Raw genomic sequence first — 15712 nt, forward strand, 5'->3', positions numbered from 1 at the left:
TGTTTCACTAAAACAAATAAATGAATAAAGATGAGTATCTAGAAAAAGCAATTGCATGGGCAGAAAAAAAATCTACAGTTTCTTTAAGAGCTACTCATAAAGCCTATAAAAGTCCTAAAATATTCACAAGCAAATCTACTAAAGAAATTATTCAAGCTGACTTATCTTTTACAACACACGGAGGAGCTAAACACTATACAGCAGTAGCTTTAAAAGAGGAAGATCCAAAAACGGTAGTTGTTAAATGGAAAGTACTTAGTTTTATGGCTTCTATGAAAAGAGGACAACTACACCTACTTACTCCAAAGGGGCACAAATCATTTACTGAAAAGTTAGTAAATCTTCACAATATAAACGCAATTATTCATTCAATCTAAAAATAAAGCTCTTCTAGAAAACACTTGAGTTTTTAGGTTAGCATACTAAACCCTTAATAAATAATTTAAATTATAATTAATATATAAATATGTCTCAAAAAAACGGAGTATCCGGAGAAAAAAAAGATTCACAAATCATAAGAAAAGAAATTAATTATTGGAAAGCACAAAGTAAAAAAAGAAAGTGTTCTGATTTTTCTGAAATGTCTTATTGGGAAGTGATGAGTACAAACAGTGCCTTATAAAAAATAATAAACACGCATAGTCTCTTTAACAAATTCCAATTCATATTTGTTAAAGAGACTATGCGTGTTTTACTTTTATGTTTTCTTTCAAAAAAATACCAATAACAAATCAATAGTCTAGTACAATACTTTAATTTAAGTAAATCTTCTTCTATTGTATTTATTATATTTCCTAACAGTATTTTTCTTTAGGACATATTGCCGCTTACTGTTGGAGTCTCGTTAGCTTAAATTAAGCTTTTAAAGCTATTAACAATATAACTAAAGCTATCTAACCAGTTTCTATGCTTCTTTATCAATAAGAATCACTTTTCCTTTATCTAATGTATTCTTAACATGATTATATACTACTTCAGAAACATAAGATGATATTGTAGATAACTATATCAATCTTTCTTTAATCCACATTGTGGAGTTTAATTTTCCGAAACTTGCTCGAAAACAAAATATATTTTCGGAAGCATACCTTGTGAACTTGCTCCGAGGTTATTGATTTTTAAAATACTTCATATACACAATTCTAATATTTATAGAATATCATAAATACATTAAAAAAAGCTTTTCATTTTTTTGTTGTAATTGAAAAATTAATCTGGTTAGCTGCATATATTCTAGTTAATACTACTAAAGTAACACTTTCGATTTAAAGAAAGAACCAGAAGAATTTTGAATACGCTAATAGATATTACACTTCTACATACTATTATTCGTAATTTTGAAACCAAAATGAGTTTGGTGAATTTATCGAAATAGATATCTTTTTATAATGGAGCTATAAAAGCGTGTTTTAACATTGTGAAAATTCATTTATACCCTATAGTAAAAAAACAGTTTTATATAAAAAACGAAAAATAAAGCAAAACTTTAAAAAGAGAAAAGCCTTAATATATTAAAAAATGAGTAACAGAAAGATTATAACCGAAAAAGCTAAACGTAATTTTAGGATAACCCGCTATGTTATCTACAAAGAAACAGCAATAGATGCGCGTGAGCAATCCTGGTCATTTTTAGGTGCTTTTATTGGTATTGGTTTGATCGCTTTTATCCAGTCTTATCAGTTTTCACGATTAGAAAACATACTTTTAATAGGCTCATTTGGAGCTGCTAGCGTTCTTATTTTTGGTGCTATTCAAAGCCCACTTGCACAACCCAGAAATTTTATTGGAGGTCAATTAATCTCAGCAGTAATTGGAGTAAGTGTCTTTAAGTTTTTACCTGATATCCTTTGGATAACCGCACCACTTGCGGTAGCTACATCCATTATAGTAATGCAAATGACCCGAACACTTCATCCACCAGGCGGAGCAACAGCTTTAATAGCTGTTATTGGTACAGAAAAAATTAAATCATTAGGATATTTATATGTAATCTCACCTGTATTTACTGGCACATTTATTTTGTTTATTACCGCTATTATGTTTAATAATATGACTAAATATCGTAGTTATCCTACTAATAAAAAATGGACAAGAATTTTTAAAAGTAAGTCAGCGCAAGATGAGTAAAACTGAAGAAGCTTTAAAAGAACGCATCAAAGAACTTACTTGTCTCTATGAGATCTCGTCTATCATTGTAAATGCAGATTTCGAAGAGATGGAAGGAACACTGCGGGCTATAGCATTGAGCTTAAAAAAAGGATTTCAATTTCCAGAAACTACCGAAATTGCTATTGAGACTCCCATCAACTCTTATGAAACAGGAGCAATTAATAAATCGAATTATCTGACTTCAGACATCATTATTTTTAATAAAGTAGGAGGTTGCATCATAGCATCACACAATGATGTTAAACCTAAGTTTCTTAAAGAAGAACAACCTCTATTAGATAACGTAGCTATGAAATTGGGTAATTTATTAGAACGTATCGAAATTCAGAAAAATGAAACGTCTCTCAAAAGACAAATGGAGCGTGCTGATCGTTTAGGCATTTTAGGAGAGTTAACTGCTGGTATCGCTCATGAACTTAATACACCTCTTGCTAATATTTTGGGATTTGCTGAGTTATTGAGAGATGATCTAAAAGAAAACAAGAGAGTCTCAGAAGATCTAGACAAAATCATTCACAATGCAATATTTTCAAGAGAAGTAGTAAAAAAATTAATGTTCTTTGCTTGTGAGATGCCACAAAAAATGCAACAAGTAAATATTGTACCGAGCATTAAAAACGCAATAGCATTACTAGATGCCTCTTTCAAGAAAGCAGAAGTTAAATACATTGTTAAAATTGAAGATGAAGAACTTTTGTTACGTGCAGATAATATTCAATTGACACAAATTATTTTCAATTTGATTATTAACGCCATTTATTTTTCTCCAAAAAATGGATTGGTTACAATTGAAGCATTTCAGACAAGGAAACATATTATTTTGAAAATTTCTGACGAAGGAACAGGGCTAACTGAAGAATCATTAGACAAAGTATTTCAACCTTTCTTCACTACAAAACCTACAGGAGATGGTTCTGGACTTGGCTTGAGTGTTGTACACGGTATTGTTGCCAGTCATAACGGAACTATCGTTGCTGAAAATAACACAAAAAAAGGGGCAACTTTTACGGTAAAACTCTTAAAATCATAAATAAAATGAAATTAAAGAAAGAAAACATACTTATCGTAGATGACGATATCAATATATTAGAACTATTACAAAGACACTTACAATCTTGGAACTACCATACATACAAAGCGATTTCAGTAAAAGAAGCAGTAACAATTCTACGAGATACCCATATAGATTTACTCATTACTGATTTGAAAATGCCTGAAATCGGAGGTTTTGAACTTATTAAGTTTGTTTCAGAACATTACCCTAAACTCCCTAAACTTGTTGTTACTGGCTATCCCTCAGTGCAGGAATCACTCACAGCGATTAAATCTGGGGTGGTAGAATACCTCACAAAACCATTTACAAAAGATGAATTAAGAGCTGCTATTGACAAATCTTTTACAGAGAAAACAAAAGGTGAGTCCTCTGAAATTCATGCTGAACGAAATGGAGGTATGAAAGATGAAATCAAGAAAGATAATGTTTATGGAGAAATTATAGGGAAATCAGAAAAAATTAATAATATAATTCAAACCATCGAACGTGTAAAGGATAACAAAGCTACAATCTTTGTGAGAGGCGAAAGTGGTACAGGGAAAGAACTTGTAGCCCGTGCCATTCATTATCAAGGTAAATTCTCGAGAGCGCCATTTATCGCAGTAAACTGTGGTGGGATTCCAGAAAACCTTTTGGAATCTGAACTATTTGGTTATACAAAAGGTGCTTTTACAGGAGCGGATAAGGAACGAGATGGTTTTTTTCAAGCAGCTAACGGTGGTACTATTTTTCTTGATGAAATAGGTAATGCCTCTACTTCGGTTCAATCTAGGTTATTACGAGTACTTCAAGAAAAAGAAGTTGTAAAAGTAGGTGCTCAGAAAGCAGAGAAAATAGATGTGCGAATTATCGCTGCGACTAATAGCGACTTGAAGGAAATGATTAAAAAAGGAACCTTTAGAGAAGATCTGTTTTATAGACTTACAGTAGTAGAAATAATTGTTGCTCCACTACGAGACCGCAAAGAAGATATATCATTGTTGGTAGATAAATTTCTCTTTAAATATGGTATAGAATACAAAGATCGATTTGTAAAAATAAGCCCCGAAACTTTGTCTGTTTTACTACGTTATGATTGGCCAGGAAATATTCGGGAACTGGAAAATGTTATCCAGCGTGCTGTTATTATGTGCGACAAAGTTATCAAGATTGAACATCTGCCCGACTCATTAAAATTCAATATTGAGTTTCCAAAAGATAAACTACTCCCACTTAAGGAAATTGAGAAACGTTACATACAAAAAGTACTCAATGCTACGGATAACAATAAAACCAAAGCTGCCGAAATTTTGGGTATTGATCGCAAAACAATACGACAAAAACTTTTAGAATAACCCCTTCTTAAGCGATACGATTCTACCCGATAGGGTAATTTTGTACCAGTAGTTATTTCTTTTACATATTAGCTAAAACCAGAAAGTCCTTGCTCCATAAGGGTTTTCTGGTTTTTGCGTTTTTTATGGCATCTAGTGGCATGCACATTGCCTTTAGTATATAAAACATAACAATTATGTATTATGAAATCAAATCCATTCAATATTTGCCCCACTTGTGTTCATGAAAATACTTGTGTACTAACCACCCAAAAAAGCCAAGTATGGTCGTGTAGCGAATATGACGAAGAAACAGTCACAATTGCGACAAAATTAAAACCTAAATCAATAATGAAAAAAGAACCTAAACCAGAGATGGCAATATCATAACGAATTAAATGACAAGTATTATGTTTTATCATAAATCATAAAGATAAATACTATAAAATCAAAGTAAAAACAACAGATGATTTTTTAATATACCTCCAAGAAGGAAATCTTCCTTAAAGATATCTCGAGAATAGGAGAAGTAAACATGACATAATAATTTAAAAATTTAATCAACATGAATTTAAGTTCAATACTAACCACATTTATTCATAAAAAATCAAAGAGCGAAAGTTCAAAAAGTAACACAAACAATAATGCTTTCGCAAATAAATACCAACAAAGACGTATAAGCAATCGTCTTTTTAAATAACGAATTAACAAAAAAAGTAATGGCAATAATAACAGTAACCCCAAGTAAATCAGTGAAAAATGTATTGGTAAAAGGTATGATGGACAATGTGATGGAGCAATTTAATAATGCTGCGGATCATATTAACCTACACCCTAATATTCGTAAAATATTAAGTATTACAAATAATGAGATTATTGTACATTTTCCAGTAAAAATGGATAATGGTGAAGTGGAAATTTTTACAGGATATAGAGTACAACATAATAATGCTTTAGGTCCTTATAAAGGCGGTTTACGTTATCACCCAACGGTAGATATTGATGCCGCAAGAGCACTTGCAATGTGGATGACTTGGAAAACATCTCTTGCTGGTTTGCCTTATGGAGGTGGTAAAGGGGGGATTCAGCTCGATCCTTCTAAGTACTCAGAAGGAGAATTGGAACGCATTACACGTAGATTTACATTTGCACTCGCTGATAATATTGGCCCAGAACATGATATCCCTGCTCCAGATGTAAATACTAATAGTCAAACAATGGCATGGATAGCAGATACTTATATGAGTACACGTCCACCTGCAGAACGTACAGCAAACCAACATGTAGTAACTGGGAAACCAGAAGGAAGTGGTGGTTTAGAAGGTCGTGATCGAGCGACTGGCTATGGAGTATTCTTGAATATAAAATTCTGGATAGAAAATAAAAATGAGACATTACAAGGCAAGAAATTTATTGTTCAAGGATTTGGAAATGTAGGATATTGGGCAGCACATTTCTTAGAAGAACAAGGGGCAAAATTAGTAGCTGTACAAGATGCCTTTGGAAGCCTTGAAAACCAAAATGGTATAAAAGTAGAAGATCTTTTCAACTATAGTAAAGCCAAAAAAGGTAGTATCGTTGATTTTCCAGAAGCTTCTCCTTTAGATACAGAAAGTTTTTTTACTACTGAATGTGACATCTGTATTCCGGCAGCGTTAGGAAACCAGATTACCAAAGAAAATGCTTCTACGATTAAAGCAAAACTAATTGCAGAAGGTGCAAACGGCCCAACAAATGTGGAAGGTGAGAAAATTTTATTAGAGCGAGGAATAACAATTATACCAGATATCTTATGCAATTCTGGTGGTGTAGTAGGAAGTTATTTTGAATGGCTACAAAACCGTAATGGTGAAATGTGGCAACTTGACGAAGTGATAACCAAGCTTGATAAAAAAATGAGAGAGTCTTTCAATAAAGTTTATGAGTATTCAGAAACAGAAGGAATAGGTTTACGTACAGCTGCTTACTGCATTGCTATCAAACGTATAGAGAAAGCATATGTACAACGAGGAATTTTTCCTTGATTATATATTCAATAATAAAAAGAAAAAACATGAAGTATGGAAATTTAATCTTAGAGAAAAAAGAGTATGTGTTTCTAAAACGCATACTTAATATCTCAGGGTATGTAGAAGATTTGAAAATACAAGAATCACTACTTCGTTTGAGTAATGAACTTAAAAATGCTCAAATTGTAGATGACTGTGATATGCCAAAAGACATTATACGCTTTAATAGTGAGATAATGGTTCGTTCAGAAAATGGATGGATAAAAACGTTACAAGTTGTTACTCCAGTAGAGAAAGATGCAAAGCGAGATAAAATATCAATACTCACTCCTATGGGAGCAGCTCTATTTGGGTATTCACAAGGAGATACAGTAATTTGGGATTTTCCTTCCGGAACACAACAGCTTGAAATAGTAAAGGTTACCCAAGACAAAAGTCTCACAAAAATTGAAGTACCTATTTAAAAATCATTGGAAATGGAAGCTATAACGACACAAATTTATAATCACGATACAGACATAGATGTTACACATAAAATAAACACCATAGAGCTAGACAACTGGATCAATCACTTAAAGTATATTAAAAATGAGTTAGCAAACCTTATTGGTTTATGTGGAGATGATTTAAGTAATAAACTTGATACTGAAAATGTTCTTTTAAAATTTCAAAAGAAAGAAGATGAGAACGACAATCTACTTAACGCACTTCATAAATATATGAGTTCAAGAAGAAATATTGTGGAATGCGAAGATACAGAATGTGATATGATCTTTATTACAGAACACGAAAGCTATAGAAGAAGTTATCTCTATCATTTGGATAAATACAGACGGCTAAAAGATGAATTTTTTAGCAAGGTACAAGGTAAATTTACTTTGCTGAATATGAAGCCTTAAGAATAAATATATTATCTATTGGAAACTGATTTGCCATATAAAATTGATACCCAAAGGAGGTTGTGTATCAAAAAAGATCTTATTGAATTGAGTCAATGGATCGATATGCTCTCAACAATTAATGATGAATTAGATTTATTAAAGATAATTGAAAAGCAGTTATTAAAAACTAGTCGTATTGAAGCTAATCTTCAAGCATTACGTAGAAAAAATACATTGATTATGGGTGTGCTTTGTAAATACGAACAAGAACTTAATAAGGAATATGAATATGGGAAAAGAGAATACGATATTATCCGGGCAAAAGAGCACGAAAAAAAACGTGATATCTATTCCGTATTAATTCAAGAATTCTTTCAACTCAAAAAAATGATTTACCATAACCTATCAAAATATCAACGAGGATAAAATCAAAAAAGATGAAAAATATTTTAATCCCTATAGATCTTAAATTTAATAGTTATGATGCTATTGACTATGCTGCTAATTTTTTTAAACACAAGAAATGTCATTTTTACTTTCTAAACACCTTTACCTATGATATTAAGGACTTAAATGCTATAAACCTACTACAGGCAGATGATGATTGGTATGAAAAACCTAAGCAAGATTCAAAAAAAAGTTTGGAACGTGCTATACAAAAATATGTACTCAACAATATGAATAAAGAACATCGCTTTAGTGCCATTTCAGAATGCGCAGACCTAGTTGAGAGCATGAAAAAAACTATCAAAGAAATGGATATCGATTTAGTCATCATTGCAAGAAAAAAGCAAGTTGACGGAAACTATAAAAGGTATAAAAAAAACACAAAGCGTATTATTGAACAGATCAGAGAATGTCCTGTAATGATTATTCCTTCATCTACACATATACAAAAATATCCTGAATTCGTATTGGTTTCAAATTTTAAAGTAGAACTACCAAAAGTTGAACTGGAAAATTGGCTTGAATTAGTAGAAATAGTCAAAGGCAATGTTAAGATAATGGCTCTTACAGGAAAAGAGCAAATGACACAACTTCAGAAAGCAAATCAAAATCGAGTTCAATGTTTGATTGAAAAAATTTCAAAACCCCCTGTTATTGTAGAATATCTAAAAACTACACAAGACCTCAAGAATTTTGCTGAATATAGTTCAGATTATATTATTTGTCTAATGGATAGAAAGCCTAGTTTTTGGAGAAAATGTGGATTAACTCATTCTCTAATCACTAATTTAGGACCTCTTCAAAACACTCCTTTAATCGCATTACATCGCTAAAACTATAAAAAAAATGAGTAATCATAAATTTAATATGTACATAGCTATAATTGGAATAGCAATTATTGGATTATTAAACTGGTTAGTCCCTGCACCTATTTTTCAATAACAATAAATTTAGTTTGCTAACTTTATTCAGAAATTTTTTATATTTAAAAACTTATAATGATACTCCATCGCTATTATCACAACAGACAATATAAGTTTCTCCACCTACTCACAAAAATATTTGCGAATTTTCTATTCAGTTTGTATTTACTAAATTAGTTGTTTAAACAACATAAATAATCTTATACAAGTTCATTGTAAATATTATAACAAACCTATGTTAAACCGAAAAGGGGTAGTGAATAAAAAAATAAATATTGAAAAAATATTAAATGAAATCGGAGAAATTTATTCCCCATTATCCAATGAATGCCAACAGGAATTTATTGGATATTCAAAAGTTTGTACATTCAAAAAAGGGGATATTGTAGTTCGTGAAGGGCAATTTTCTGAAAAAGCGTACTTGATTATACAAGGTTCTGCTAGAGCCTATTATCTAAAAGATGGAAAAGACATTTCAGACTGGTTTACTTTTGAAAATGAGATTATGGCTTCAATAGTAAGTTTTTTTAGTAAAGTGCCCAGTCCTCATTATGTGGAGTTTGTTGAAGACTCTATTGTTCTTGAGTTTTCAAAAGATAATGCTGATAGTCTTTGTAGTAAATATCACGATTTTGAGCGCTTTATTAGCAAAGTTGTTACCCAAACTATGTTAGGTCTGTGCGAAAGATTATATACTATTCAATTCAACAAAGCCGATGAAAGGTATAAACACTTGTTAAACATTTATCCTAACATAACAAACAGAATTCCATTAACTCATATTGCTTCCTATTTAGGAATTACACTTGAAACTTTGAGTAGAATAAGAAACCCTAAAAACCGAATTTGATTTATATCAAATGATACTTCTTTCATTAGTTTGACATTTGTTAAAACAATAAAAAAATGAAAGAAAATAATAAACAACTAATATCAATTTTTGGAAAATGGTGGGAACCTATTAGAAAATGGTTTTACCCAACGTGGTTACTCTATGAACTTTCAGTTCGTTTTTACGATTACGCAGTAGATGTTCATAATTATTTTATTGAAAAACAAGGTTATTTCGTTTCATACATCGGAGAAATAGGTACTCAAACTTTAGCTGTTTTTTGTAGCATAGCTACTTTTGTAATTTGTACAGCTTTTTTAACAGTGTCTGCTTGTTTTATTCTTTATAAGTTTTTTAAAATCAAAAACTTAACAGATGTTAAATTTGAAGAGAAGATTAAAAAATATTTCTAAAGCAGATGAAAAAAATACTAATTATAAATGGACATCCTGATAAAGAAAGTTTCAATTTTGGGCTTTCAGAATCATATAAAAAAGGGGCTAAAAAATCAAATGCTGAAATAAAAGAAATTAATATAAGAGAATTAAACTTCAACCCAAATCTTCAATTTGGATATAGAAAGAGAACAAGTTTAGAACCAGACTTATTAGATGCTCAAATCAAATTAAAGTGGGCAGACCATTTAGTTTGGGTATACCCTGTTTGGTGGAGTTCTGTGCCTGCAATAATGAAAGGATTTTTAGATCGAGTTTTACTTCCTGGATTTGCTTTTAACAAACGAGAAAAATCATTATTTAGTGACAAGTGTTTTACGGGAAAAACTGCAAGAATAATTTGCACATTAGACCAACCTGCATGGTATTACAAATGGATTTATAGAAACCCTAGCCATAACGCCATGAAAAAAGGAACATTGAGTTTTATTGGGGTAAAAAAAGTACGAATTACAACTATTGGACCTATAAGACTTTCTAAAGAAAAGGTTAGAGTAAAATGGTTGAAAAAAGTTGAAAAATTAGGACAAATGAATAAGTGATAATTGACAGTAGCAATAATTACATAAGAAGAGGTGTTGTTCTTTATATTTACAACAATAACTTTTTTAAATAAATTAACATTTTAAATTATTAGAGGTTACAATTCTTCGATAGTGATCTCATGCTTTATTACTAATAAATGGAATTTTATCTATCTCCAGTTTTTATGAAGATGAAAAAAATGCATGATAAGTGGATAATTATATAAAGAATTGGTAATAGTATCTTTTTCAATAGTTAAGTAATCGACACCTTTTTTTGCGTTTCTAAGACATAAGTAATACCAATAGAATCACTTTCTACACTAATTAGATCCGTATGTTTCATTAGGAAATTATATTTGTTGTTTTATTACTCTTGTAAATCTAAGAGTTTTGGGGGTTATTTATCAAAAAATGTAAGTTTCTATTTTAGAAACTTACATTTTTTGATAAATTTTTTATAAGCTTATATAGCTATAATTTCTTTCAATTCTTTAATAGTTTGAGCAGGGTCAGAGCTTTTAAAAACAAAACTTCCTGCAACCAGTACATCTGCTCCTGCATCAATTAATTTTTTTGCATTTTTGCTAGTAACGCCTCCATCAATTTCTATAATAGTATTAGCATTATTTCGTGTAATGATTTCACGTAATTGGATAATTTTTTTATAAGTGTTATCAATAAATGATTGTCCTCCAAACCCTGGATTTACACTCATTATACATACCAAATCAATATCATTAATAATATCTTCTAAAAGACTTACGCTAGTGTGTGGATTAATAGCCACTCCGGCTTGCATTCCTTCCGCTTTAATCGCTTGTAAAGTTCTGTGTAAATGTGTACAAGCTTCATAATGTACAGTTAAGATATTACTGCCTAAATCTGCAAATGTTTTAATGTATCTATCAGGATTAACAATCATTAAATGTACATCAATGGTTTTATTTGCATGTTTTACTATATCTCGCAAAACAGGCATTCCAAAAGAAATGTTAGGTACAAAAACACCATCCATAATATCTATATGAAACCAATCGGCTGCACTATTATTAATCATTTCTACATCGCGTTGTAAATTAGCAAAATCTGCTGCTAGTACCGAAGGGGCAATACGTTTTAAAGCCATAAAAAAGGTTGTTTACGGCAAAAATACTATTTAAGTTTTAAATATAGTATTAAGTAAGCTTCATAAATTTTTTAGTAAGATATGATATACTATCAAAATGCTCTGGATTATTTGTTTTTTCTTTGTTTAAAAATTGTTGTAATTCTTTTTGATTATAATGGTCGGATATTACGGTAAAAGAAGGATTGTATTTGCGAAGAGTAGGGGTTTTTATTTCCTTGTCTAGCATTTTAATAATGTTATAATGCCTTGCATCTTTCTTTATTTTATTAAAGATCATTTTTACAAGGTGTTTTTCTCCCTCAAGGATTTGAAAAAAATTTCTGTCAGAATATATTAATATCCCTATAATGTTTAATTTGTTATTATTGGTTTTAATAAGATCCATAAGCTGTGCTATATCATAACTTGATATTTTGGAGGTAGCTGTGCTAACATAACTGATTACATATCTCATAGTAAAATTTTAAAGAAACCTACTTAAAGGTACAGGTTTTGAGGATAGGTAACTATGGTTTTTTAAGTTAAAGTATTAAAAAAAACGAGTATTTACTTGTTTATTTATTGATATTTATGGGTTACCGTAAAGTAATTAAGAATTGCCATAAAAAAAACCTCCGGTAATCAGCCGGAGGTCATTCATCAATCAAAAAACGAACAGTTATGTTATAAAACTGTTTGTAGTCGCAATTTAGGTATTTATCCTAAATAAGTCTTCAATATTTTACTTCTGGATGTGTGCTTTAATCTTCGTATAGCTTTTTCTTTAATCTGTCTTACACGTTCTCGGGTTAAGTCAAATGTTTCTCCGATCTCTTCAAGAGTCATAGGATGTTGGTCACCAAGCCCAAAATATAGTCTTATTACATCTGCCTCTCTAGGGGTTAATGTTTCTAACGCACGTTCTATTTCTGTTCTTAAAGATTCATGTAATAATGTTCTGTCTGGGTTTGGGGATTCTCCAGAGTTTAGTACATCATATAAGTTAGAGTCTTCACCTTCAACTAGTGGTGCATCCATACTTACATGGCGACCAGAGTTTTTCATAGATTCTTTAACATCATTGATGGTCATATCTAATTCTTTTGCAATTTCTTCTGCGCTTGGAGGGCGTTCATGAGATTGTTCTAAAAAAGCATATGTTTTATTGATCTTATTGATAGATCCAATTTTGTTTAAAGGTAAACGAACAATACGAGACTGTTCTGCTAAAGCTTGTAGAATAGATTGACGAATCCACCATACAGCGTAGGATATGAATTTAAACCCTCTGGTTTCGTCAAAACGTTTAGCAGCTTTAATTAATCCTAAGTTACCTTCGTTTATTAAATCAGGGAGAGTAAGTCCTTGGTTTTGATATTGTTTAGCAACTGATACTACGAATCTAAGGTTAGCCTTGGTTAATTTTTCAAGGGCTCTTTCGTCTCCAGCTTTAATGCGTTGCGCTAATTCTACTTCTTCATCTGCTGTAATAAGATCTACTTTCCCTATTTCTTGCAAATACTTATCTAGCGATGCAGTTTCACGATTCGTTACCTGCTTCGTAATTTTAAGTTGTCTCATCTATTTTACCTTGAAATTTAATTATGAATATTATGGGGCTTTATCTTTTATACGTAAGATGTTATATAAATGTTACAAAATAATTGTCTTTTTTCTTGATTGACTATAAAGAGAAACTGTATGAAATTAATTTTTTACTATAAAAAAATTAAATATGTTTTATAAAAAAATCACTTTTACGTTTTGTAAAAGTGATTTTTTTTATAATTAATAAAAAGAAATAAATTACTCTTCTCTTTTATTTGGTCTAGGTTTTCTGTCATCTCTAGGCTTGTCTCCTTCTGGTCTTGGAGGTCTAGGTAATAGAGCCTTTCTAGAAACTTTTTCTTTACGCGTTCTAGAGTCAATACCAAAATATTTCACATCAAATATATCTCCCATATTTACAACATCACTAACATTCTCAGTACGTTCCCATGCTAATTCTGAAACGTGAAGTAAAACTTCATTACCAGGAGCTTCCATATATTCTACTACTGCACCAAAATCTAACATTTTGATAACTTTAACTTCATAGACGCTATTTACTACTGGTTTAAATGTAATAGAATCAATTTTTGCTAACACAGCATCAATTCCTTCTTGACTTGTACCTAAGATTTCAACTAATCCTTCTTCTGTGATAGGATCTTCATTAATTACAATTGTAGTTCCAGTTGTTTTTTGTAATTCTTGAATTACTTTTCCTCCAGGTCCGATTAATGCACCTATATATTCTCCAGGAATAGTTTTGGTAACCATTTTAGGAGCGTGTGCTTTTACATCTGTGTTTGGTGTAGCAATGGTTTCTATTAATTTACCTAGGATATGTATACGGCCTTCGGCAGCTTGCTTTAGTGCGTTTACTAAAATTTCATAAGAAAGACCTTTTACTTTAATATCCATTTGGCAGGCAGTAATTCCATCTGCAGTACCAGTAACCTTAAAATCCATATCTCCTAAATGATCTTCATCTCCTAAGATGTCAGATAAAACTGCATATTTTCCTGTTTCACTATCAGAAATTAACCCCATAGCAATACCAGAAACTGGTTTTATCATTTGTACCCCAGCGTCCATTAAAGCCATAGTTCCAGAGCATACAGTTGCCATAGAAGAAGAACCGTTAGACTCTAATACTTCTGATACTATACGCACAGTATATGGGCAATCAGCAGGAATCATTCCTTTTAAAGCACGTTGTGCTAAGTTACCATGACCAACTTCTCTACGAGAAGTTCCTCGTATAGGTCTTGCCTCTCCAGTACAGAAAGGAGGGAAGTTATAGTGAAGGTAGAATGTTTCTTCTCCTTCATAAGAAGGCATATCAATTTGATTAGCTTCTCTAGAGGTTCCTAAAGTTACAGTGGCTAATGCTTGGGTTTCTCCTCTTGTAAAAATAGAAGAACCATGAGTAGAGGGTAGATAATCTACTTCACACCAAATTGGTCTGATCTCATCTGTCTTACGGCCATCTAAACGTAACCCTTCATTTAATGTTAAATCACGAATAGCAGCCTTTTCTGCTTTAGAATAGTATTTAGATACTAAATCTCCAAAGTCTTCCAATTCTTCTTCAGAAAAAGTAGCTTTTATTTCTTCTTTTATTTCTGAAAAAGCTAAACCGCGCTCTTTTTTTGAAGAACCCGCTTTAGCAACATTGTATACTTTATCGTACGCTAAATCATGAATTTTCTTAGCTAAATCTTCATCTTCTCTTTCTGGATCGTACTCTCTGGTTTCCTTTTTTCCAAAGGCTTCTGCTAATTTAATTTGCGCAGCACATTGTATTTTTATATGATCATGAGCGAATTTAATAGCTTCCACCATTTCTTCTTCGCTAATTTCTTTCATTTCGCCTTCTACCATCATTACAGAATCTGCAGAAGCGCCAATCATCATATCGATGTCTGATTCTTCTAACTGTGCTCTGGTAGGATTGATGATAAACTCACCATTTATGCGACCTACACGAGCTTCTGAGATAGCACACTCAAAAGGGAAGTCGGATAATTGTATTGCTGCAGAGGCTGCTAATCCTGCCATTGCATCTGGCATAACATCATCATCATGAGACATTAATTGAATCATCACTTGTGTTTCTGCGTGGTAATCTTTAGGAAACAATGGACGCAGTACGCGATCAACTAATCTCATAGTTAATACCTCTCCATCACTTGGTCTTGCTTCTCTTTTAAAGAAACCTCCAGGATAACGACCTGATGCTGCAAATTTCTCTCTATAATCTACTGTCAAAGGTAAGAAATCTACATCACTTTGTTTGTAATTTGAAACGACTGTACATAATAGCATACATTTGCCTGATTGTACAACAACAGAACCATGTGCCTGTTTTGCTAATTTTCCGGTTTCAATAGAGATTTCTCTACCGTCACCAAGGTCAATGACCTCTTTGTAAACTTTTGGAATCATA

At 31.6% G+C, this 15712-nt stretch carries 18 protein-coding genes; 13 read left to right on the forward strand and 5 right to left on the reverse strand.

Annotated elements, in window-relative coordinates; genetic code table 11:
• Window positions 1-20 precede the first annotated feature (20 nt).
• From H527_RS0101170 to H527_RS0101190, 5 genes are all read left to right on the forward strand, one after another.
• Window positions 21-377: a hypothetical protein gene (locus H527_RS0101170; RefSeq protein ID WP_027411010.1), complete on the forward strand. Its 357-nt coding sequence runs from the start codon at window positions 21-23 to the stop codon at window positions 375-377.
• Between the two features lie 89 nt (window positions 378-466).
• The gene (locus tag H527_RS23820; RefSeq protein WP_155837777.1) at window positions 467-622 is read left to right on the forward strand and encodes a hypothetical protein; all 156 of its coding nucleotides are present in this window, start codon (window positions 467-469) and stop codon (window positions 620-622) included.
• 896 nt (window positions 623-1518) lie between these two features.
• Window positions 1519-2127 carry an HPP family protein gene (locus H527_RS0101180; RefSeq protein ID WP_081414529.1) on the forward strand — a complete coding sequence of 203 codons (609 nt, stop codon included), beginning with the start codon at window positions 1519-1521 and terminating at the stop codon, window positions 2125-2127.
• Window positions 2120-3199 carry a sensor histidine kinase gene (locus H527_RS0101185; RefSeq protein WP_027411012.1) on the forward strand — a complete coding sequence of 360 codons (1080 nt, stop codon included), beginning with the start codon at window positions 2120-2122 and terminating at the stop codon, window positions 3197-3199. Before H527_RS0101180 ends, H527_RS0101185 begins: the two co-directional genes overlap by 8 nt.
• A 5-nt stretch (window positions 3200-3204) precedes the next feature.
• On the forward strand, window positions 3205-4557 hold the full coding sequence (locus H527_RS0101190) for a sigma-54-dependent transcriptional regulator (protein WP_027411013.1): 1353 nt from the start codon (window positions 3205-3207) through the stop codon (window positions 4555-4557).
• A 221-nt stretch (window positions 4558-4778) separates the two neighbouring features.
• Here the strand turns inward: H527_RS0101190 and H527_RS24360 are convergent, their stop codons facing one another.
• A complete protein-coding gene (locus tag H527_RS24360) occupies window positions 4779-4958 on the reverse strand; it encodes a hypothetical protein (protein ID WP_189457368.1) in 180 nt (59 codons plus the stop codon).
• A 297-nt stretch (window positions 4959-5255) separates the two neighbouring features.
• Here H527_RS24360 and H527_RS0101200 point away from each other — a divergent pair, with 297 nt between their 5' ends.
• From H527_RS0101200 to H527_RS0101240, 8 genes are all read left to right on the forward strand, one after another.
• A complete protein-coding gene (locus H527_RS0101200; protein ID WP_035087043.1) occupies window positions 5256-6560 on the forward strand; it encodes a Glu/Leu/Phe/Val family dehydrogenase in 1305 nt (434 codons plus the stop codon).
• 29 nt (window positions 6561-6589) lie between these two features.
• Complete coding sequence (locus tag H527_RS0101205; RefSeq protein WP_027411016.1) at window positions 6590-7009, forward strand: GreA/GreB family elongation factor; 420 nt, start codon at window positions 6590-6592, stop codon at window positions 7007-7009.
• Between the two features lie 12 nt (window positions 7010-7021).
• Entirely contained in the window at window positions 7022-7444 is a 423-nt protein-coding gene (locus H527_RS0101210; protein ID WP_027411017.1) for a hypothetical protein, read from the forward strand.
• An 18-nt stretch (window positions 7445-7462) separates the two neighbouring features.
• Complete coding sequence (locus H527_RS0101215) at window positions 7463-7852, forward strand: hypothetical protein (RefSeq protein WP_027411018.1); 390 nt, start codon at window positions 7463-7465, stop codon at window positions 7850-7852.
• A gap of 11 nt (window positions 7853-7863) precedes the next feature.
• The gene (locus H527_RS0101220) at window positions 7864-8706 is read left to right on the forward strand and encodes a universal stress protein (protein WP_027411019.1); all 843 of its coding nucleotides are present in this window, start codon (window positions 7864-7866) and stop codon (window positions 8704-8706) included.
• Between the two features lie 346 nt (window positions 8707-9052).
• Window positions 9053-9646, forward strand: a complete 594-nt coding sequence (locus H527_RS0101230) for a Crp/Fnr family transcriptional regulator (RefSeq protein WP_248601253.1) — start codon at window positions 9053-9055, stop codon at window positions 9644-9646.
• A gap of 56 nt (window positions 9647-9702) precedes the next feature.
• Window positions 9703-10041, forward strand: a complete 339-nt coding sequence (locus H527_RS0101235; protein WP_027411021.1) for a hypothetical protein — start codon at window positions 9703-9705, stop codon at window positions 10039-10041.
• A 5-nt stretch (window positions 10042-10046) separates the two neighbouring features.
• Entirely contained in the window at window positions 10047-10625 is a 579-nt protein-coding gene (locus H527_RS0101240; RefSeq protein WP_027411022.1) for an NAD(P)H-dependent oxidoreductase, read from the forward strand.
• A 448-nt stretch (window positions 10626-11073) separates the two neighbouring features.
• Here H527_RS0101240 and rpe read toward each other — a convergent pair whose 3' ends face one another.
• The 4 genes from rpe to H527_RS0101260 all read right to left on the reverse strand — a co-directional run bounded on the left by rpe (window position 11074) and on the right by H527_RS0101260 (window position 15711).
• Window positions 11074-11736, reverse strand: coding sequence for a ribulose-phosphate 3-epimerase (gene rpe / locus H527_RS0101245; RefSeq protein WP_027411023.1), 663 nt, complete (start codon window positions 11734-11736; stop codon window positions 11074-11076).
• 49 nt (window positions 11737-11785) lie between these two features.
• Entirely contained in the window at window positions 11786-12193 is a 408-nt protein-coding gene (locus H527_RS22945; protein WP_051316577.1) for a BLUF domain-containing protein, read from the reverse strand.
• Window positions 12194-12435: 242 nt separating this feature from the next.
• A complete protein-coding gene (locus tag H527_RS0101255) occupies window positions 12436-13299 on the reverse strand; it encodes a sigma-70 family RNA polymerase sigma factor (protein WP_024772554.1) in 864 nt (287 codons plus the stop codon).
• Window positions 13300-13524: 225 nt separating this feature from the next.
• Complete coding sequence (locus H527_RS0101260) at window positions 13525-15711, reverse strand: polyribonucleotide nucleotidyltransferase (RefSeq protein WP_027411024.1); 2187 nt, start codon at window positions 15709-15711, stop codon at window positions 13525-13527.
• Window position 15712 lies beyond the last annotated feature (1 nt).

This window comes from Aquimarina muelleri DSM 19832 (genome assembly GCF_000430665.1).
GTDB classification, from domain to species: domain Bacteria; phylum Bacteroidota; class Bacteroidia; order Flavobacteriales; family Flavobacteriaceae; genus Aquimarina; species Aquimarina muelleri.